This window comes from Stenotrophomonas sp. CFBP 13724 (assembly GCF_014841975.1).
In the GTDB taxonomy this organism is placed as follows: Bacteria; Pseudomonadota; Gammaproteobacteria; order Xanthomonadales; family Xanthomonadaceae; genus Stenotrophomonas; species Stenotrophomonas lacuserhaii.
Window position 1 is genome coordinate 75,145 of sequence record NZ_JACYUW010000004.1, and the last position, 18,845, is coordinate 93,989.

17 protein-coding genes and 1 pseudogene are annotated in these 18,845 nt (G+C 68.1%); 16 read left to right on the top strand and 2 right to left on the bottom strand.

The genetic code is table 11. The features are described 5' to 3' along the window. Nucleotides 1-50 precede the first annotated feature (50 nt). From IFT63_RS15445 to IFT63_RS15505, 13 genes and pseudogenes are all read left to right on the top strand, one after another. The gene (locus IFT63_RS15445; protein ID WP_342450503.1) at nt 51-650 is read left to right on the top strand and encodes a 4'-phosphopantetheinyl transferase superfamily protein; all 600 of its coding nucleotides are present in this window, start codon (nt 51-53) and stop codon (nt 648-650) included. A gap of 38 nt (nt 651-688) precedes the next feature. Continuing rightward, on the top strand, nt 689-1,327 hold the full coding sequence (gene rsmG, locus IFT63_RS15450) for a 16S rRNA (guanine(527)-N(7))-methyltransferase RsmG (protein ID WP_192085004.1): 639 nt from the start codon (nt 689-691) through the stop codon (nt 1,325-1,327). A gap of 111 nt (nt 1,328-1,438) precedes the next feature. Then, nucleotides 1,439-2,236 (top strand): ParA family protein, encoded by a 798-nt coding sequence (locus tag IFT63_RS15455; RefSeq protein WP_042613895.1) that lies wholly within the window; start codon nt 1,439-1,441, stop codon nt 2,234-2,236. After that, nucleotides 2,236-3,159 (top strand): ParB/RepB/Spo0J family partition protein, encoded by a 924-nt coding sequence (locus IFT63_RS15460; protein WP_042613894.1) that lies wholly within the window; start codon nt 2,236-2,238, stop codon nt 3,157-3,159. Before IFT63_RS15455 ends, IFT63_RS15460 begins: the two co-directional genes overlap by 1 nt. Nucleotides 3,160-3,167: 8 nt before the next feature. After that, nucleotides 3,168-4,133 (top strand): NAD-dependent epimerase/dehydratase family protein, encoded by a 966-nt coding sequence (locus tag IFT63_RS15465; RefSeq protein ID WP_192085005.1) that lies wholly within the window; start codon nt 3,168-3,170, stop codon nt 4,131-4,133. Nucleotides 4,134-4,234: 101 nt separating this feature from the next. Beyond that, nucleotides 4,235-4,957, top strand: coding sequence for a glycosyltransferase family 2 protein (locus IFT63_RS15470; RefSeq protein WP_192085006.1), 723 nt, complete (start codon nt 4,235-4,237; stop codon nt 4,955-4,957). After that, complete coding sequence (locus IFT63_RS15475; RefSeq protein WP_101099439.1) at nt 4,957-5,298, top strand: lipid-A-disaccharide synthase N-terminal domain-containing protein; 342 nt, start codon at nt 4,957-4,959, stop codon at nt 5,296-5,298. Before IFT63_RS15470 ends, IFT63_RS15475 begins: the two co-directional genes overlap by 1 nt. A 108-nt stretch (nt 5,299-5,406) precedes the next feature. Continuing rightward, entirely contained in the window at nt 5,407-7,158 is a 1,752-nt protein-coding gene (locus IFT63_RS15480; RefSeq protein ID WP_197974439.1) for a DUF885 family protein, read from the top strand. Nucleotides 7,159-7,320: 162 nt separating this feature from the next. Next, a complete protein-coding gene (locus IFT63_RS15485) occupies nt 7,321-7,824 on the top strand; it encodes a hypothetical protein (protein ID WP_192085008.1) in 504 nt (167 codons plus the stop codon). 55 nt (nt 7,825-7,879) lie between these two features. Then, nucleotides 7,880-8,260: a hypothetical protein gene (locus IFT63_RS15490; RefSeq protein WP_192085009.1), complete on the top strand. Its 381-nt coding sequence runs from the start codon at nt 7,880-7,882 to the stop codon at nt 8,258-8,260. 59 nt (nt 8,261-8,319) lie between these two features. Then, entirely contained in the window at nt 8,320-9,591 is a 1,272-nt protein-coding gene (locus IFT63_RS15495) for a TolC family protein (protein ID WP_192085010.1), read from the top strand. Between the two features lie 173 nt (nt 9,592-9,764). Beyond that, nucleotides 9,765-10,553: pseudogene (locus IFT63_RS15500) on the top strand (efflux RND transporter periplasmic adaptor subunit); the annotation flags it as partial. 28 nt (nt 10,554-10,581) lie between these two features. Continuing rightward, a complete protein-coding gene (locus IFT63_RS15505) occupies nt 10,582-13,749 on the top strand; it encodes a CusA/CzcA family heavy metal efflux RND transporter (RefSeq protein ID WP_192085116.1) in 3,168 nt (1,055 codons plus the stop codon). An 85-nt stretch (nt 13,750-13,834) separates the two neighbouring features. Here IFT63_RS15505 and IFT63_RS15510 read toward each other — a convergent pair whose 3' ends face one another. Then, nucleotides 13,835-14,236, bottom strand: a complete 402-nt coding sequence (locus IFT63_RS15510) for a RidA family protein (protein ID WP_192085011.1) — start codon at nt 14,234-14,236, stop codon at nt 13,835-13,837. 128 nt (nt 14,237-14,364) lie between these two features. Here IFT63_RS15510 and IFT63_RS15515 point away from each other — a divergent pair, with 128 nt between their 5' ends. The 3 genes from IFT63_RS15515 (at nt 14,365) to IFT63_RS15525 (ending at nt 17,478) form a co-directional block, all read left to right on the top strand. Further along, nucleotides 14,365-15,261 (top strand): LysR family transcriptional regulator, encoded by an 897-nt coding sequence (locus tag IFT63_RS15515; RefSeq protein ID WP_192085012.1) that lies wholly within the window; start codon nt 14,365-14,367, stop codon nt 15,259-15,261. A gap of 88 nt (nt 15,262-15,349) precedes the next feature. Beyond that, nucleotides 15,350-16,606, top strand: coding sequence for an AAA family ATPase (locus IFT63_RS15520; RefSeq protein WP_192085013.1), 1,257 nt, complete (start codon nt 15,350-15,352; stop codon nt 16,604-16,606). Beyond that, nucleotides 16,603-17,478, top strand: a complete 876-nt coding sequence (locus tag IFT63_RS15525) for a hypothetical protein (RefSeq protein ID WP_192085014.1) — start codon at nt 16,603-16,605, stop codon at nt 17,476-17,478. Before IFT63_RS15520 ends, IFT63_RS15525 begins: the two co-directional genes overlap by 4 nt. On the opposite strand, the gene IFT63_RS15530 is transcribed toward IFT63_RS15525, so the two are convergent. Beyond that, the gene (locus IFT63_RS15530) at nt 17,412-18,689 is read right to left on the bottom strand and encodes a glycosyltransferase (RefSeq protein WP_192085015.1); all 1,278 of its coding nucleotides are present in this window, start codon (nt 18,687-18,689) and stop codon (nt 17,412-17,414) included. The genes IFT63_RS15525 and IFT63_RS15530 overlap by 67 nt on opposite strands. Nucleotides 18,690-18,845 lie beyond the last annotated feature (156 nt).

The following is an 18,845-nucleotide window of genomic DNA, read 5'->3' on the forward strand; positions in this document are numbered from 1 at the left end:
ACGCGCCCGGCCGTGAACCGCTTGTGCAGTCGTGCTGGCAGGAGCGCATCGTGACCCCGCAGCTGCCCCTCGATGGCCCGTGGCAGTTCGGTCCGGTGACGGTCTGGCGCCGTCCCCACGTGCCCGGACAACGCGGCGAACCGCAGGCGCGACAGGTGCTGGCAGAGGCGTTGGGGGGCGATCCGCTGGCGCTGCCGCTGGTCCGTGATCCGCGTGGCCGCCCGGAACTGTCTGCCGCGTTGTCCGGCTACGGCACCGGCTGGAGCCACAGCGGCGAGCTGCTGCTGGTGGCGTTGGGCAAAGGCGTGCGGCTGGGGGTGGACCTGGAACTGCTGCGTCCCCGACCGCGCCTGCTGGAAATCGTCCGCCGCTTTTTCCACCCGGCGGAAATCGAATGGCTGGAAAGCCTGTCCGAGGCTGATCGCGAACACTGGTTCTTCCGTGTCTGGTGTGCCAAGGAGGCCATGCTGAAGGCGGACGGGCAAGGCATCTCCTTCGGCCTGCACCGCCTGCAGTTCGCCCCCGCCCGCGACGGCAGCCTGCAGCTGCACTGGTGCGATCCGGCACTCGGCCCGGCCGCGCGCTGGCACCTGCATGAGTGGCAGGCGCGCGCCGATTTCCGCGCTGCGCTGGCCTGGCACGCGGCCTGAAGCGCTCGTGGCCGGGTGAAACCGGCGATAATGCCGGCATGAGCGAACACAACCTTCCGCCTGCCGTCGCCGACACGCTGCAGCGTGGCCTGGCCGACATGGGCCTGGCCGCCGAGCTGGCGCCGCCGCTGCTGCGTTACCTGGCCCTGCTGCATCGCTGGAACCAGACCTACAACCTCACCGCCGTGCGCGATCCGCAGGAGATGGTCACCCGCCACCTGCTGGATTCGCTGGCGATGCAGCCGCACGTAACCCAAGGCACCCTGGCCGACCTCGGCACCGGTCCGGGGCTGCCCGGCATTCCGCTGGCCATCGCCTGCCCGGGCCTGCACGTCACCCTGGTGGAAAGCAACGGCAAGAAGGCGCGCTTCATGCGCGAAGCCGTGCGCCAACTGCAGCTGGGCAATGCGCGGGTCGCCGAATCGCGCGCTGAAGCGCTGGACGAGCCCGGCCAGTACGACCAGATCACCGCGCGTGCGATGGACACGCTGGAAGGTATCGTGCGCGTGGGTGGCCACCTGCTGCGCCCGGGCGGGGTGCTGCTGGCGATGAAAGGCATCCATCCGCACGATGAAATCGCCGCACTGCCGAAGGGCTGGAGCGTGCGCGAGGTAGTGCCGCTGCAGGTTCCCGGGCTGTCCGGCGAGCGCCATCTGGTGACCATTACCGGTCCTTGAACGGCTGCGCCGGTCCTTGTTCGGCAAGGCCCTGGCGCATCCCGATTTCCGCCCGGGGCTGGTTGTACGCATAATGACCAGCCCCAGCAACCGTCGACGAGGCTCACCCGCATGGCCCGCATCATCGCCATCGCCAACCAGAAGGGTGGCGTCGGCAAGACCACGACCGCCGTCAACCTGTCCGCCGCCCTGGCCCACGCCCCCAAGCGCGTCCTGCTGGTGGACCTGGATTCGCAGGGCAACGCGACGATGGGCAGCGGCGTGGAAAAACGCGATCTGGTCTCGTCCACCTATGACCTGCTGCTGGGCGAAAGCACCGCGGCGGAAGTGCGGGTGAAATCGGCCGAGGGCTATGACCTGCTGCCCGGCAACATCGACCTGACCGCCGCCGAGATCCAGCTGATGGGCCAGGGCGAGCGCGAGCAGCGCCTGAAGCGCGCACTGGCACCGATCCGCGATGAGTACGATTACATCCTGATCGACTGCCCGCCGGCACTTTCGCTGCTGACCTTGAATGCCCTGGCCGCCGCCGATTCGGTGCTGGTGCCGATGCAGTGCGAGTACTACGCCCTGGAAGGCCTGAGCGCGCTGGTGGAAACCATCGAAGCGCTGCGCGGCAACCTCAATCCGGCCCTGGAAATCGAAGGCGTGCTGCGCACCATGTTCGACGTGCGCAACAACCTGGCCAACGCGGTGTCCGGCGAGCTCACCGAACACTTCGGCGACCTGGTGTTCCGCACCATCGTACCGCGCAACGTGCGCCTGGCCGAAGCGCCCAGCCATGGCCAGAGCATCGTCGGCTACGACCGTGGCTCGCGCGGTGGCGTGGCCTACCTCGGCCTGGCCGGGGAGATCATCCGTCGCAACAACGATCGCAACAAGGCCGCCAAGGCCGTGGAGACTGCCTGATGACCACCAAGCCCGCCGCAGGGAAGAAGCGTGGCCTCGGCCGCGGCCTGGATGCCCTGCTGGGACCGAAGGCTTCGGTGAGCCAGGTGCAGGCCACGGCGGTGATCGAACCGCTGCCTGGTGAGGTGCTGCGCAGGCTGCCGATCGGCCAGCTGCAGCCGGGCAAGTACCAGCCGCGGCGCGAAATGGACCAGGCCAAGCTCGCCGAACTGGCTGATTCCATCCGGTCGCAGGGCGTGATCCAGCCGATCCTGGCGCGCCAGCTGCCGGGCGGCAACTACGAGATCGTCGCCGGCGAACGCCGCTGGCGTGCGTCGCAGCTGGCCGGCCTGGACGAAGTGCCGGTGGTGGTGCGTGAGCTGGAAGACCGCACCGTCATCGCGATGGCGCTGATCGAGAACATCCAGCGCGAAGACCTCAACCCGCTGGAAGAAGCCGAAGCGCTGCATCGGCTGATCAGCGAGTTCACCCTGACCCACGCCGAAGCCGCCGAAGCGGTGGGCCGTTCGCGTGCATCGGTGTCCAACCTGCTGCGCCTGCTGGAACTGCCGATCGCGATCCGCGTGCTGCTGGAATCGCGCCGCCTGGAAATGGGCCACGCCCGCGCGCTGCTGACGCTGGCCCCGGAACTGGCCGGCAAGCTGGCCCAGGAAGCGGCCGATGAAGGCTGGTCGGTGCGTGAAGTGGAGCGCCGCGCGCAGGCGTTCGCCGCCGGCAAGGTGCCGGGCAACCGCCCGCAGCCGGCGCCGCGCAGCGCGCCCCAGGCGGATATCGCCTCGCTGGAAACCGAGCTGAGCGAATCGCTCGGTGCCAAGGTGGCGATCAACCACGGCCGCGGCGGCAAAGGCAAGCTGGTCATCCACTACACCGATCTGGACACGCTGGATGGCGTGCTGGAACGGTTGCGGGCCCAGCGCGGCTGAGCGACCGCATGAAGATCCTGCTTACCGGTGCTGCGGGATTCATCGGGGCCTACACCGCGCAGGCGCTGCTGCAGGCCGGCCAGCCGATGGTCGGCCTGGACAATTTCAATGATTACTACGATCCACAGCTGAAGCGCGACCGCGTAGCGGCGCTGTGCCCGCAGCTGGACCTGCGCACGCTGGATCTGACCGACCGCAACGGCCTGGCTGCGCTGTTCGAAGAGGTCCAGCCGCAGGCGGTGATCCACCTGGCGGCGCAGGCCGGCGTGCGTTATTCGCTGGAAAATCCGCAGGCCTACGTCGACAGCAACCTCAGTGGCTTCGTCAACATCCTGGAAGCCTGCCGCCACCACCGCGTGGAGCATCTGGTGTATGCCAGCAGCAGTTCGGTGTATGGCGATTCGGCCACCCCGCCGTTCTCCGAAGACCAGCGCGTGGACCAGCCGCGCTCGCTGTACGCAGCCACCAAGGTCGCTAACGAATTGATGGCGTACAGCTATGCGCAGCTGTATGGCCTGCGCGCCACCGGTCTGCGCTTCTTCACCGTGTACGGCCCCTGGGGGCGGCCGGACATGGCGCCGCTGCTGTTCGCCCGCGCGGTGCTGGCCGGGAGGCCGATCGAGGTGTTCAACGAAGGCCGGATGCAGCGCGATTTCACACATGTTTCCGACATCGTGGCGGGCATCCTTGGTGCGCTCGCGCATTCCAGCACCGAGCCGGTGCCGCACCGCGTGTTCAACCTGGGCAACCACACCCCGGTGGAACTGGAGCGGTTCATCGAGGTGATCGAGCAAGCCGCCGCTCGCCCTGCACGCAAGGTCTACAAACCGATGCAGGCCGGCGACATGGTGCGCACGATGGCTGACACCCGCCGTGCCCATGACGCGTTCGGCTATTCACCGTCCCTGCCGATCGAACAGGGTCTGCCGCCCGTGGTGGCGTGGTGCCGGGATTATTTCGGCGAAAGCGGCTGAAAGCGGCTGAAGGCGGCCTTGCTGGGCAGCCGGGTTCATCTTCGGATAACCTCGGCAGCGGAGAATGCGCGCTGTTTTACTTTCCCTTGGCCGAGTTCCCGATGAGTCATCCAGAGCTTTCCGTCGTCGTCCCGGTATTCAACGAACGCGACAACGTCGCCCCGCTGGTGGCTGAAATCACCGCAGCGCTGCGCGGCCGCGTGGCGTTCGAGATCGTCTACGTGGACGACCATTCAGGGGACGACACGCTGGCGGTGCTGCAGGCCCTGAAGGCCACCACGCCGGAGCTGCGCGTGCTGCACCACGTCAGCCAGAGCGGCCAGAGCACGGCGGTGCGGACCGGCGTCAAGCACGCTCGCGGCGCGTGGATCGCCACGCTGGACGGCGACGGCCAGAATGATCCCGCCGATATTCCGAAGCTGCTCGATGCACGCGTAGCGGCGGACGCCCAGGTCAAGCTGTTCGCTGGCTGGCGCGTCAACCGCAAGGACAGTGGCAGCAAGCGCTGGGCCAGCCGTTGGGCGAATGCGATCCGCGCACGCGTGCTGCACGACGCCACCCCCGATACCGGCTGCGGCATCAAGCTGTTCGAGCGCGACGCCTTCCTGGACCTGCCTTACTTCGACCACATGCACCGCTATCTGCCCGCGCTGATGCAGCGTGCCGGCTGGACCACGCAGTGCGTGGCGGTCAACCACCGCCCGCGTACCGCCGGAGTGTCCAAGTACAACAACCTGCAGCGGGCGCTGGTCGGCCTGCGCGACCTGCGCGGGGTGGCCTGGTTGATCACGCGCAGCCGCCGCACCGCCGTGGAAGAACGCTGATGGACCTTCCCCTGCTGGACCAGCCGCTGACCTGGCTGTACTGGACCGGGCTGCACGTCACCGGCTGGAAGCTGATCGGCTACACCGGCGCGCTGATGTTCGGCGGCCGCTGGCTGGTGCAGTTCGTCGCTTCGCGGCGCGCCGGCAAGCCGGTGATCCCGCGGTTGTTCTGGTACATGAGCGTGGTCGGCAGCCTGATGACGCTGAGTTACTTCCTGTTTTCCGCAAAACAGGACTCGGTCGGCGTGCTGCAGAACCTTTTCCCTGCGTTCACCGCGCTGTACAGCCTGAAGCTGGATATCGCCCACCGCGGCTGGAAGCGCGACAAGGCCGCTCACTAGTCCGCGGGCAGGACGTTCGACCCATGTAGCGGGGCAGCATCGGTGCCATCATCGAAGGCCTGCCTCCCCGGGAATCCTGCGCTCGTGAAAACCCGCCTTGCCGTTGCCCTGCTGCTCGCCCTGTCCGCTCCCTTGCTCGCCCACGCGGCCCCGCCGGTCGCCACGGCGGCGCCGGCCAGCGTTGCCGATGAAAGTGCCGCCGACGCCGCGTTCCGCGCGATCTATGAAAAGGAATGGGCGTGGCGCCAGGCCGGTGGAGGTGAAGCCAGCGAAGACGGCGACGCCCCGGAGAGCGCCGCGCGCATGCCCGATGTAGGCCCGGCCGCACAGCAGGCGCGGCTTGCGGTCTGGGACGGCGTGCTCAAGCAACTGGATGGGCTGGATGCCAAGGCCCTGTCAGCGGTGAACCAGGTCAACCTGGCGATCTACCGCGACCAGGTGTTCAACCTGGCCGAGGACGTGCGCCTGCGCACCTACGAGATGCCGTTCAATTCGGATTCCTCGTTCTGGTCGAACCTGTCCTTCATGGCCCGTCGCGAAATGAAGACCGCGCAGGACCATCGCAACTACATCGCGCGCCTCAACGACGTGCCGCGTTATTTCACCCAGCAGACCGACAACATGCGTGCCGGCCTGGCGCGTGGTTTCAGCGTGCCGCGTGCAGTGCTGGATGGCCGCGAAGTGGCGATCTCCAACGTCGCCGACCTCACCGACCCGACCCGGTCACCGTTGTACGCGCCGTTCAAGAAACTGCCTGCCAGCATCCCCGCCGCCGAGCAGGCCCAGCTGCAGGCGCAGGCGCGCGAGGCGATCGCCGGCAAGGTCATCCCAGCGTTCCAGCAGCTGCGCCGCTTCTTCCTGCAGGAGTACGTGCCACAGGCGCGCACCACGCTGGCCGCCGAAGCGATGCCGGACGGCAAGGCGTTCTACAAACAGCAGATCCACGAATACACAACCCTGGACCTGGGCCCGGATGAGATCCACACGATCGGCCTGGCCGAGGTGGCACGCATCCAGGCCGAGATGAACGCCATCATCAAGCAGGTCGGTTTCAAGGGCAGCTTCGGCGAGTTCCTGACCTTCCTGCGTACCGATCCGCAGTTCTACGCCAGGACACCCGATGAACTGCTGCATCGCGCGGCGTGGATCTCCAAGCGGGTGGACGGAGTGATCGGTAAATACATGACGCTGCCGCGCGCACGCTTCACCATCGTGCCGGTGCCGCCGGACATCGCCCCGTTCTGGACCGCCGGCCGCGGTGGCATGGGCACCTATTGGCTCAACACCTACAACCTGCCGGCGCGACCGCTGTACAACCTGCCCGCGTTGACCCTGCACGAGTCCGATCCGGGCCATGCGCTGCAGGGCGCGCTGGCGGCCGAGCAGGGCGAGCTGCCGGAGTTCCGTCGCAACAGCTACATCTCCGCCTACGGCGAAGGCTGGGGCCTGTACTGCGAAAAGCTTGGCGTGGAGATGGGCATCTACGAGACCCCGTACGAAGACTTCGGCCGGCTGACCTACGAAATGTGGCGTGCGGCGCGGCTGGTGATCGATACCGGCGTGCACAGCAAGGGCTGGAGCCGCGAGCAGGCACTGGCCTATCTGCGCGACCACACCGCGTTGAGCGAACACGAAGTCACCACCGAAGTGGATCGCTACATCTCCTGGCCGGGCCAGGCACTCAGTTACAAGCTCGGCGAGATCGCCATCGTGCGGCTGCGCGCGCAGGCGGAGAAGGAACTGGGCGACTCATTCGACATCAAGGCGTTCCACGACGCCGTACTGCAGCAGGGATCGGTGCCGCTGCCGGTGCTGGAACAGCAGATCCAGGCCTTCATCGCAGAGCGCCGCAAAGGCTGATTGCTGGTAGCGGATTTTCTGCAGCAGGGCAGGCTTGTCTGGTCCAACAGACAGGCCTGCCGCATGCTTCCCTCCCTGCAAGACAGTCCCGCCACGCCGGTTGCAACTGCGAACCGCGACGTGCCGCCAACGCTGCCTCCGCGCCCATCGAGCGTGCCCCGCGTGATGGCCAACGCGCCGGATGCCTCCGGCATCATCTGGATGGTGGGCATGCCGTGCTACGGCGAGCATGCACCGCCAGGCATCGCCCACGTGCTGGCGGCTGCGGAACGCGCCGTCATCAAGGACGATTACAGCCGGCATCGCGGTTATCTCAACAAGCCCGATTACGTGTTCAACATCGATGCCTGCAAGGCGACGGCCCACGTAGCCTATCGGGTGTTGTGTACGGAGTTCGAGCGGCCCGGCCGCTATGCCATACGGCATGCGGAGCAGGGCGCCTTCATGCTGGTGCATCGCTCGCAGCGGACACCGCAGCTGGTGCGCACCGCGCTGAAGCATTCGGCCAGGGGCTGGCATCTGGACGTCGCCGATACCGCGAACAGCGGCTGGAACGGCGTACGCGGCAGGCATTTCGCGACACTGGACGCGCTGAAAGCTGCCTTGCCGCCCGGCATGCACGAAGTCACTGGCGCTTCCCTGCACGATCTGCAGACCCCCCTCTAGCACCGGTCGCCTGCGCTGCGATTGTGTAACGCCTCGTGCGGCCGCTACCCTGACGATGATGATCCGTACTGTCCGCCGACGCCCGTTGTTCCTGATCCGCCTGCTGATGCTGGTGGTGGTGGCGCTTGGCACGGCCGGTGGCGCGTTGGCGTCGGCGCTGGGTGACCTGCATGAGTTGTCCCATGCCGATCATCCCGCCGCGCCGCATGGCGATGCCGGAATGGAGACCGGCCACGATGATGACGATACCGGCGCACGCCTGCTGCATGCACTCGTGCATTGCGGCCACTGTCATGGCCAGGGTGGCGTGCTGCCCTTTGCATACGCAGGCTGGGAACTGATCACTGCACCGGCCGGCATGCGCCACGCTCCGCATGACGCGACTTGGCGTCCCGCGCCACAGGACAGCCCGCTGCGTCCCCCGATCCAGGCCTGATCCGCGGTCCGCACGCAGCGGACGACCCGATCCTGTCCTGAGATTGCTGGAGAAATCCCATGTGGAAACGCCTGGCCGCGCTTGCGGCCCTGGCGATGGCACCGTGCGCAGGCGCACAGGTGACATCGCCCGCCGTCCCGTTGACGCTCGATGCTGCCATCGAACGTGTTTCGCGCACCCACCCCGACCTGCGACTGCTGCCCCTGCAGCAGCAGGCCGCCCGCGCCCGCTACGACGCAGCCGGGCTGGCACCGCCACTGGTGTTCGGGGTGGACATCGAGAACGCGCTTGGCAGCGGCAACAGCCGCGGCATCGACGCGCTGGAAACCACCGTGTCGCTGGCCGGTGTCCTGGAACGTGGCGGCAAGCTGAATGCCCGCCGCGCCCTGGCCCAGGCCAACATCGACGCCCTGGCACCACAGCGCGAGATCATCCGGCTGGACATGATGGCCGAAGTGGCCCGTCGCTACCTTGCGATCACCGTCGCCAGTGGCCGTCAGCGCATCGCGCTGGATGACATCGAGCAGCGCCGTCGCGCGGTCGACGCAGCGCGCCGGCGGCTCAGCGCTGGCGCATCACCGGCCTCGACCCTGATGACCGCGCAGGCGGCGGTGGCCCAGGCCGAGCTGGATCTAGATCGTGCCCTGCAGGAAGGCAGCACTGCGCGCCTTTCGCTGGCGGCGCTGTGGAACGCGCGCAGCGTGGATTTCGATGTAGCCAGTGGTGATCCCCTGCGCTTGCCCGCCTTGCAGGACTTCGCCGGGCTGGCCGATCTGCTCGAGCGGACCCCGGAGCTGGCGATGATCGCCGGTGAGCAGCGCGTGCGCGAAGCGCAGGTGCAACTGGCCCGCAGCCAACAGCGCAGCGATGTGTCCTGGCAGTTCGGGCTGCGCAATGACCGCGCCAGCCGCGATTCCTCGCTGGTGGCGGGCTTCAGCGTGCCACTTGGCAGTGTGCGGCGCGCCGATGCGGACATCCGCGCGGCACGCAGCGAACTGCAGATGAGTGCCGTGGAGCGGCAGGCGCGCGCCCTGCAGTTGCATGCCACCTTGGCCGAAGCGCATGGGCGCTACGAAAACGCGCGTCTGGAGGTGACCCGCATGGACCGTGACGTCCTGCCGCAGCTGCGTCGTGCGGAGAAGGCTGCCGAAACCGCGTGGCGCGCCGGCGCCATCAGTTACCTAGAATGGGCCCAGCTGCAGGCGATGCGCATCCAAGCGCGGCAGCGCCAGCTGGATGCAGCGGTGTCCGCGCAGAGTGCCCTGATCGAGATCCAGCGGCTGACCGGACAGCCACTGGTCGCCAACGCAACCCAAGGAGCTGCACCATGACCCCCATCATCGTGGCCACGCGCCGCACGCTCGCGATCCTGTTGCTGTCTGCCCTGCTGGCGGGCTGCGTTGGCAAGGCCGAGGACTCCGCCGAAGACGCACACGCGCACGCAGAAGGTGAATCGCACGATGATGAAGCGCCCGCCGACAGCACCCGTATCAGCGACGCACAAGCCCGCGCCGCCGGCATCGTCAGCGCAGCCGCGGGCCCGGGCACCATCGCCGACGAGCACGAAGTGCAGGGCCTGCTGGCGCCTGTCGATGGCCGCAGCGCACAGGTGACGGCGCGCTTCCCCGGACCGGTGCGTGCACTGCGCGCCAATGTCGGTGACCGGGTGCGCGCCGGCCAGCCGTTGGCCAGCATCGAGAGCAACCTCAGCCTGACCCTCTACAGCATCGCCGCGCCGATCTCCGGCGTGGTGTTGTCGCGGCAGGTGCAACTGGGCGCAGTAGCAGCCGAAGGCCAGGTATTGTTCGACATCGGTGACCTGTCGCAGCTGTGGGTGGACCTGCATATCTTCGGTGCCGATACCCAGCACATCACCGCAGGGGTGCCGGTCACCATCACCCGCATGACCGATGGCGTCGCGCAGACCGTAACCCTCGAACGCGTGCTGCCGGGCACCGCCACCGCCAGCCAGAGCACCGTTGCCCGGGCCACCATCGACAACGCCGATGGCCTATGGCGACCCGGTGCGGCGGTGCGCGCACGGATCGTCGTCGCCAGTACGCCAGCGCCGCTGGCGGTACCGCTGAGCGCGCTGCAGACCCTGGAGGGCAAGGACGTGGTCTTCGTCCGCGACGGCGACGCTTATCAGGCACGCGAGGTCCAGCTGGGTGCACGCGACGCACGCCAGGTTGCGGTCATCGGCGGGCTGCGGGCGGGCGAACAGGTGGTGGTGGAGCAGAGCTATACGGTGAAGGCGGACATCGGCAAGGCGGGGGCAGCGCATGAGCACTGAAACGATGGCCGGACGCGCCACGCCCGGCGTGCTGGAACGTCTGATCAGCGGCGCCATTGCCCAGCGCTGGCTGATGATGGCGCTGACCGTGGTGCTGGTGCTGGTGGGTGCGTGGAGCTTCGGCCGGCTGCCCATCGATGCCACGCCGGACATCACCAACGTGCAGGTGCAGATCAATACCGCGGCACCCGGTTACTCGCCGCTGGAGAGCGAACAACGGATTACTTACGCGGTGGAAACCGTGATGGCCGGGCTGCCGGCACTGGAGCAGGTCCGTTCGCTGTCGCGCTATGGGTTGTCACAAGTGACGGTGGTGTTCGAAGACGGCACGGACCTGTACTTCGCCCGCCAGCAGGTGGCCGAACGTCTGCAGCAGGTCCGCTCGCAGCTGCCTGACGGCCTGGATCCGCAGCTCGGGCCGATCGCCACCGGCCTGGGCGAGATCTTCATGTACACCGTCGACGCCGCGCCCGGAGCGCGCAAGCCCGATGGCACGGCCTACACCGCCACCGACCTGCGCACGCTGCAGGACTGGGTGATCCGCCCGCAGCTGCGCAACGTGCCCGGGGTCACCGAGGTCAATACCATCGGCGGCTTCCAGCGCCAGGTCCATATCACGCCGGACCCGGCACGGCTGCGCGCGCTGGGCTTCACACTCGAGGATGTGGCGGCCGCGGTGGAAGCCAACAACCAGAACGTGGGCGCCGGCTACATCGAGCGCAACGGGCAGCAGTTCCTGGTGCGCATACCCGGCCAGGTGGCCAACCTGGAAGAGATCGGCAACATCGTGCTGGACCGCCGCGAAGGGGTGCCGATCCACGTGCACGATGTGGCCGAGGTGGCCGAAGGGGCGGAGCTGCGCAGCGGCGCGGCCACCCAGGACGGTCATGAGGTGGTGATGGGCACGGTGGTGATGCTGGTCGGCGCCAACAGCCGCGAGGTGGCCCAGGCTGCTGCCGCGAAACTGGCGCAGGCACAGCGCAGCCTGCCGGAAGGGGTCACCGCCACCGCCAGCTACGACCGCACCGCGCTGGTGGACCGCACCATCACCACCGTGGCCAGGAACCTGCTGGAGGGCGCGCTGCTGGTGGTCGTGGTCCTGTTCCTGCTGCTGGGCAACGTGCGTGCCGCGCTGATCACCGCAGCAGTGATCCCACTGGCGATGCTGTTCACCTTGACCGGCATGGCACGCGGTGGGGTGTCGGCCAACCTGATGAGCCTGGGCGCGCTGGATTTCGGCCTGATCGTCGATGGCGCGGTGATCATCATCGAGAACTGCCTGCGCCGCTTCGGTGAGCGCCAGCATGCGCTGGGCCGCGACATGAGTGCCGCCGAACGCTTCGCCGAAACCGCCAGCGCGACCGCCGAAGTGATCCGTCCGAGCCTGTTCGGCCTGGGCATCATCACTGCGGTCTACCTGCCGATCTTCGCGTTGACCGGGGTGGAAGGAAAGATGTTCCACCCGATGGCGATCACCGTGGTGCTGGCGCTGACCGGCGCGATGCTGCTGTGCCTGACCTTCGTGCCGGCCGCCATCGCGCTGTTCCTGGGTGGACGGGTGCAGGAGAAGGAAAACCGGGTGATGGCCTGGCTGCGCCGGCGCTACCAGCCGCTGCTGGGCTTCGTGCTGCGGCGTGGGCGCTGGGCAGTGGCCGCCGCGCTGGTGCTGGTGGTGGGCTGCGGCGTGCTGGCCAGCCGCCTCGGCAGCGAGTTCGTTCCCAGCCTGGACGAGGGTGACGTGGCGATGCATGCCATGCGCATTCCGGGAACCAGCCTGGGCCAGTCGGTACGGATGCAGACGCAGATTGAAACGCGCCTGCTGCAGTTCCCCGAGGTAGCCAAGGTGTTCTCCAAGATCGGCACGCCGGAAGTGGCGTCTGATCCGATGCCGCCATCGGTGGCCGACACCTTCGTGATGATGAAGGATCGGCGCGACTGGCCCGATCCGCGCAAGCCGCGCGGCGTGCTGCTGGACGAGCTGGAAGCGGCGGTGGAGCAGCTGCCGGGCAACAACTACGAGTTCACCCAGCCGATCCAGATGCGCATGAACGAACTGATCTCCGGTGTGCGTGCGGATGTGGCGGTGGTGGTGTACGGCGATGACCTGGATACCCTGGCGCAGATCGGCCGGCAGGTGGAACAGGTGGTTTCCGCCGTGCCCGGCGCCGCCGATGTGCGACTGGAGGAAACCAGCGGCCTGCCGCTGCTGACGGTGCGGCCTGATCGCCAGGCATTGGCCGGCTACGGGCTCAATCCGGGGCAGGTGCAGTCGACCGTGGCCACCGCCGTCGGCGGTACGGTGGCGGGGCAGCTGTTCGAAGGCGATCGCCGCTTCGACATCGTGGTGCGCCTGCCCGAAGCCCTGCGCCAGGACCCGGCGGCGTTGGCGGACCTGCCGGTGTCGCTGGAACCGGCGCTTGCCAATGGCGACGCCGATGAGCTGAGCCGTGGCGACAGCGCGGCCAGTGGCGGCCCGCGCACGGTGCCGCTGCGCGAACTGGCCCGCATTGAAACCAGCGAAGGGCCGAACCAGGTGAACCGTGAAAACGGCAAGCGGCGCATCGTGGTCACCGCCAACGTGCGTGACCGTGACCTCGGCGGTTTCGTCGCTGACCTGCAGTCAGCGGTGGGCACGCATGTGGTGGTCCCCGCCGGTTACTGGATCGACTACGGCGGCAGCTTCGAACAGCTGATTTCAGCCAGCGAGCGGCTGGCGGTGGTGGTGCCGGTCACCCTGGTGCTGATCTTCGCGCTGCTGTTCTGGGCCTTCGGCTCCAGTCGGGACGCGCTGGTGGTGTTCAGTGGCGTGCCGCTGGCATTGACCGGTGGCGTGCTGGCGCTGGCGCTGCGCGGCATGCCGCTGTCGATCTCCGCCGGAGTGGGTTTCATCGCGCTGTCCGGCGTTGCGGTGCTCAACGGGCTGGTGATGATCAGCTTCATCCGCCAACTGCGCGGGCAGGGACTGGCGCTGCCGGACGCGGTGCGCGACGGTGCGCTCGGCCGGCTGCGGCCGGTGCTGATGACCGCGCTGGTAGCCTCGCTGGGCTTCGTGCCGATGGCGTTCAATGTCGGTGCGGGTTCGGAAGTGCAGCGGCCGCTGGCAACGGTGGTGATCGGCGGCATCGTATCGTCCACGCTTTTGACCCTGCTGCTGCTGCCGGTGCTGTACCGCTGGCTGCACCGCCGCGAACACTGACGACTGCTCTGGTGGGTGACGACCGTTGGTCGTCACGGCTTCTGCTTTCCCATGGCCGCTGGAAGGGCGTGACGACCAACGGTCGTCACCCACCCACCTGCGCCGGCAACTTGGCGATCACCTTGATCTCGAACTGGAACCCATACAGCCAGGTCACGCCGATGCCGGTCAGGGTGGGGTGGGGCGCCTCCCCCCAGTACTCCGGCACGATCGCCCAGGCCTTCTCGAAGTTCTTCTCCGGGTCGACGATGAACACCGTCACGTCGACCACGTCATCGAAGCTGCAGCCGGCTGCGGCCAGCACTGCGTTGAGGTTGTCGAAGGCGCGGCGGACCTGCGCATCCAGTTCGGGCTCGGGCGAGCCGTCTTCACGACTGCCGACCTGGCCGGATACGAACAGGAAGCCGTTGGCGCGCACCGCCGGGGAGTAGCGGTTGCGCTCATACAGGGCCTGGCGGCCAGCGGGAAACACGACGTCACGGCTCATGGGATTGCTCCGTCAGGGGCCCGGCAGGCTGCCACAGCACGAGATTCATACTGGACCGGCTGGTCTGATGGATAAACCGACCCAGAGCGCCTAGATTGTTCGGCATATCCAACAAATAGGGGCCCGGCATGGACCGCTTCGACGCAATGCGCGTGTTCGCGCGGGTGGTGGAGACCGGCAGCTTCACCCGCGCGGCGCAGACCCTGCAGCTGGGCCGGACCGGGGTGACCGAACGGGTGCAGCAGCTGGAAGCGCACCTGCGCGTGCGCCTGCTCAACCGCACCACCCGACAGGTCAACCTGACCGCGGAAGGGGAGGTCTACTATCCGCGCGTGGTGCGCCTGCTGGCCGAACTGGAAGACACCGAAGCCAGCCTTTCCACTGCCACCGCCGCCCCGCGTGGCCGCCTGCGCATCGACGTGCCCAGCCCGTTCGCACGCCTGCTGCTGGTGCCGGCGCTGCCCGACTTCCATGCGCGCTATCCGGACATCGAGCTGCAGATCGGCGTCAGCGATCGCGAAGTCGACCTCATCGGGGACAGCGTGGACTGCGTCATCCGCGGCGGTGCGCCGGTCGAACAGTCGCTGGTGGCGCGTCATATCGGTGACCTCGGCTTCGGCATTCATGCGTCGCCTGGTTACCTGCAGCGCCATGGCAGGCCCGCCCATCCAGACGAACTGGAAGGGCCGCATCAGCTCACGGTTGGTTTCCTGCGACCGCGTACCGGCCGCACGCGCCGCTTCGTGATGCAGCGTGGCGCAGAGCAGATCGACCTGCAGGGACGCCACGTGATCGCCGTCGACGATGGCGACGCCTACCTCGCCGCTGGCCTGGCCGGGCTCGGCATTGTCTGCGTGCCGGACTACATGGCCGCCGCGCCTGCTGCGCGCGGCGAACTGGTGCGCCTGTTCGAGGACTGGCAGATCGAGTCGATGCCGATGCACCTGATGTTTCCACCGAACCGGCACGTGAACCAGCGCCTGCGGGTGTTCATCGACTGGGTGACTGCGCTGATGCAGTCCTGAACTGACCCGGTTGCCTCTGGCGGCCGCCAGCGCGCCCCGCCTACGCTGGGTACGAGGCGCGCGGCCGGGCGTCGAAGGGGTTGCCACCTTGCATGTAGACGCCATCCGCATCCAGCACCTGCGTGCCTTCAGCGACGCACGGATCGACTTCGCGGCGGACGACGATCCTGGCGTGGCCGGCGCACTTTCCAACATCCATGTGCTGCTCGGCGGCAACGGTACGGGCAAATCCACCGTGCTGCGTGCCATTGCGTTGGGTGTACTGGCGCCGGTGATCGAGCGCGATCCCACCCTGGAGGGCAGCGCCTGGGTACGCAGGGCACCACGCGCCGGCGCAGGCAGGGACCGGATGGCTGCCGACTTCGCCTCGATCGATATCGACCTGCGGCTGCACGGCCAGGACCTGCTGCGGTGCGCCGGGCAGCCTCCACGCATGTTGCCGATGCAGGCGCGGATCGAGCGTGTCGGCGAGCTCGACCTGATCGACTGGCATCGCCCGCAGGATCACGTACTGGCACGTGAGCTGCGCCTGATCCAGCAGGTGCGCGAACCCAGTGCGTTCTTCCTGGTGGCTTACGGCGCCTCGCGTTGGGTCGATCACGCGCAGGCAGGGACGAGCACAGCATCGATGCCGCTGGCGACACAGCGACGGCAGCGCGTGGCCAGCCTGTTCGACAACCGCGGCCTGTTGCCGCTGGCTGCCTGGTTGCCTGCGTTCGCGCTGCAGAACCCGGGTCGCTACCGGCAGGTGGTCACCCTGATGGATTGCCTGCTACCGGCGGGATGCCGTCTGGCGGCGGCCCCCCCCGGTGAGGCTACCCGGTTCGATATGGAGGGTATCCTGCTTCCGTTCGAAGGCTTGTCCGACGGCTATCAGGCGTATGTGGGCTGGATCGGCGACCTGCTACATCAGCTGTGCATGGGCGCACCGTCCGGGCGCAGGCTGGTGGACAACCAGGGCGTTGTGCTGGTCGATGAGATCGACCTGCACCTGCATCCGGCATGGCAGCGCGTGCTGCTGTCCACCCTGTCGCAGGCGCTGCCGAACCTGCAGTTCATCGTGACCACCCACAGTCCGCTGGTGGTGGGCGCGCTGCAGCCGTCGAACCTGCTGGTGCTCGAACACGCGGGCAGCGAGGGCACCCAGTGCCGCCGCCTGCCCGAACGGATACACGGCCAAAGTGCCGACCAGGTGCTGCTCAGCCCGTACTTCGGATTGGCCACCACCCGACCCGCGGAGGTGGGTGAGGCGCTGGACAGATTGCGGTTGGCCAGCGAGCGGGGCGATCCCGCTGCGGCAGCAGCCTATCTGCAGTTGCTTGCCTGCGGGGAGGGCCTGGCATGATCCGCATCCCGGTGACCGAAGCCGAACTGGTTGCCCTCATCGCTGCCCACGATGGCCGCTGGCTGGAAAAGGCGCGGCAGCGCACCGCCGAATACCGAGGCCAGGGTCACTACCTGGAAGGCAGGGAATTCTGGGGCGACATCAAGCAGGTCTACATCGGACTCCAGCATGAAAAATGCGCCTACTGCGAGAGCCGTCTCGCTGGCCGCGCGCTGGCCAGCAAGGTCCACGAAGTCGAGCACTTCCGGCCCAAATCGAAAGTGGGGGCGTGGCCGCCCGCCACCGGCAGGGGGGCCGTCGGCTTCATTCCGCCGTGCCCGGTCGGCAGGCCCAGCACCCGCGGCTATTACCTGCTTGCCTACCATCCCCTGAACTATGTCATCGCCTGCACCCGCTGCAATTCGACGTTGAAAGCGGACTACTTTCCGGTGCGGGGCAGGCGCCGCACGCGCGCGTCCACGCCGCAGTCGGCACGGAGCGAAGATCCGCTGCTGGTCTATCCGCTCGGCACCCTGGACACCGATCCGGCACGGATCATCCGCTTTGACGGCGTGCTGGCCGTGCCGCGCCGCAAGCGCGGCCGCGACCACGAACGTGCGCGGGTGACGATCGAATTCTTCCAGCTCAACCACCAGGACCTCACCAGCCGGCGCGCGCGCTTGCTGGGGGCGCTCTGGCTTGCGTTGCGCGCCCTGCAGTTGCCGGGAGTGCCGGATGACCTGCGGCAGCTGCAGCAGCAGTCGATCGCGCAAGCGCAGTCCGATCAGGCCGAGTTCGCCGCCTGCGCGCGCGACTTCATCGTGCTTCATGGGTCTGATCGGGAACGCGCGGACGTGCTCGGCGGCATGGCACTGCAGCTGGCCGTCGGCTGAGAGAGCAGCTGCGCCACCGCCGCCACACCGGTGGCCACACCGTCTTCCGTCGCCATCCGCCGACCCAGTGCCGTCGCGCGCGCATGCACGTCCGGATGTTCGGCGATGGCCAGTGCGGCCGACAGTCGCCGGCTGTCCAGCCGCCGGGGCGAAAGGGCCCGCGGCGCCACGCCGAGCCGATGCAGGCGGTCGGCCCAGAAGAACTGATCGGCCGCGAACGGCATCACCATCGAGGGCACGCCGGCGCGGCAGGCCGAGTGCGTGGTACCGCTGCCGCCATGGTGGATGACCAGCGAGGTAAGCGGGAACAAGGCTTCATGCGGCACCGCCCCCACCACATGAACGTTGCCGGGAAGGGCCAATGCCGGCGTGCCGGACCATCCGGGCGACAACAGCACGCGGCGTCCTTCCAGCATGCGCAGCAGGGCCGACAGCACCGCGTCGCGGTCGAAGCCGGTCATGCTGCCGAAGCCCACGTAGACCGGTGGTGGGCCGGCATCCAGGAACCCCTGCAGGGCGGGCGCCGGCGACCAGTCGGTGCTGTCGGGCAGTCGCCACTGGCCACACACGCGATGGTCGGCCGGCCAGTCCGCAGGCGTGGCGACCAGGCTCGGCGACACCCCGTACAGCATCGGCGCATCGATCCACGGCGTGGTGGCCGGCGGCAGGCCCAGCACGGCGCGGCGGGCCTGGTTGATCGGCCCGCGGAACTGTTGCCAGATCAATCGGGTCACCAGCCGGTGGCTGAGCCGGTTCAGGGGAGCCGGCGTCCAGCCGGGCGGCAGGAACGGCGAGGGGAAGGCGCGGGTCGGGGTGATCGGGATCATCCCGGTACCGATCACAGGAATGCGGTGGCGTTCGGCCACGCTCATGCCGACGAAGGCGGCCAGGCCACCGGCCAGCACCGCATCGCAGCCTGCCGCGGCGTGGTCGGCCTGGCGCATCCAGTCGGCCACGTGGCGGCGCGCCATCCGGGCCAGTCCGCTGCTGGCGGCCCGTGGGCTGTTGCCGCGCGACAGCAGCGCCACCACCTCTTCGTGGATGTCGCCCTGCAGGGCGGCATGGGGGACACCCAGGTCCCGCGCGCTGCCCAGCGTGCCGCCGTCGGCGAGCAGCAGCACCTGGTGCCCGGCGTCGATCAGCCCGCGGCAGAGCAGGGTCAGTGGGCGGGTGTCGCCTTCGGTGCCGTAGGTCAGCGCGAGGAGTCTCATGTGCCCTGTGTAGCAGGGACCGGGCGAGGGCTCCGTAAACCGGCGCCCGCTGCCGGGCAGGCTTGCAGGTTTCCCCGCTTCGCGGCATAATTCGCGGCTCGCTGTGTCCGGTCAACCCCGGATGGCGGTGCCGGGAATACGTCCTCCGGTGCGCCT

Coding starts and splice junctions, on each gene's coding strand:
- IFT63_RS15460 (WP_042613894.1), top strand. CDS start 2,236: ATGACCACCAAGCCCGCCGCAGGGAAGAAGCGTGGCCTCGGCCGCGGC.
- rsmG (WP_192085004.1), top strand. CDS start 689: ATGAGCGAACACAACCTTCCGCCTGCCGTCGCCGACACGCTGCAGCGT.
- IFT63_RS15515 (WP_192085012.1), top strand. CDS start 14,365: ATGGACCGCTTCGACGCAATGCGCGTGTTCGCGCGGGTGGTGGAGACC.
- IFT63_RS15470 (WP_192085006.1), top strand. CDS start 4,235: ATGAGTCATCCAGAGCTTTCCGTCGTCGTCCCGGTATTCAACGAACGC.
- IFT63_RS15510 (WP_192085011.1), bottom strand. CDS start 14,236: ATGAGCCGTGACGTCGTGTTTCCCGCTGGCCGCCAGGCCCTGTATGAG.
- IFT63_RS15495 (WP_192085010.1), top strand. CDS start 8,320: ATGTGGAAACGCCTGGCCGCGCTTGCGGCCCTGGCGATGGCACCGTGC.
- IFT63_RS15475 (WP_101099439.1), top strand. CDS start 4,957: ATGGACCTTCCCCTGCTGGACCAGCCGCTGACCTGGCTGTACTGGACC.
- IFT63_RS15490 (WP_192085009.1), top strand. CDS start 7,880: ATGATGATCCGTACTGTCCGCCGACGCCCGTTGTTCCTGATCCGCCTG.
- IFT63_RS15465 (WP_192085005.1), top strand. CDS start 3,168: ATGAAGATCCTGCTTACCGGTGCTGCGGGATTCATCGGGGCCTACACC.
- IFT63_RS15455 (WP_042613895.1), top strand. CDS start 1,439: ATGGCCCGCATCATCGCCATCGCCAACCAGAAGGGTGGCGTCGGCAAG.
- IFT63_RS15530 (WP_192085015.1), bottom strand. CDS start 18,689: ATGAGACTCCTCGCGCTGACCTACGGCACCGAAGGCGACACCCGCCCA.
- IFT63_RS15525 (WP_192085014.1), top strand. CDS start 16,603: ATGATCCGCATCCCGGTGACCGAAGCCGAACTGGTTGCCCTCATCGCT.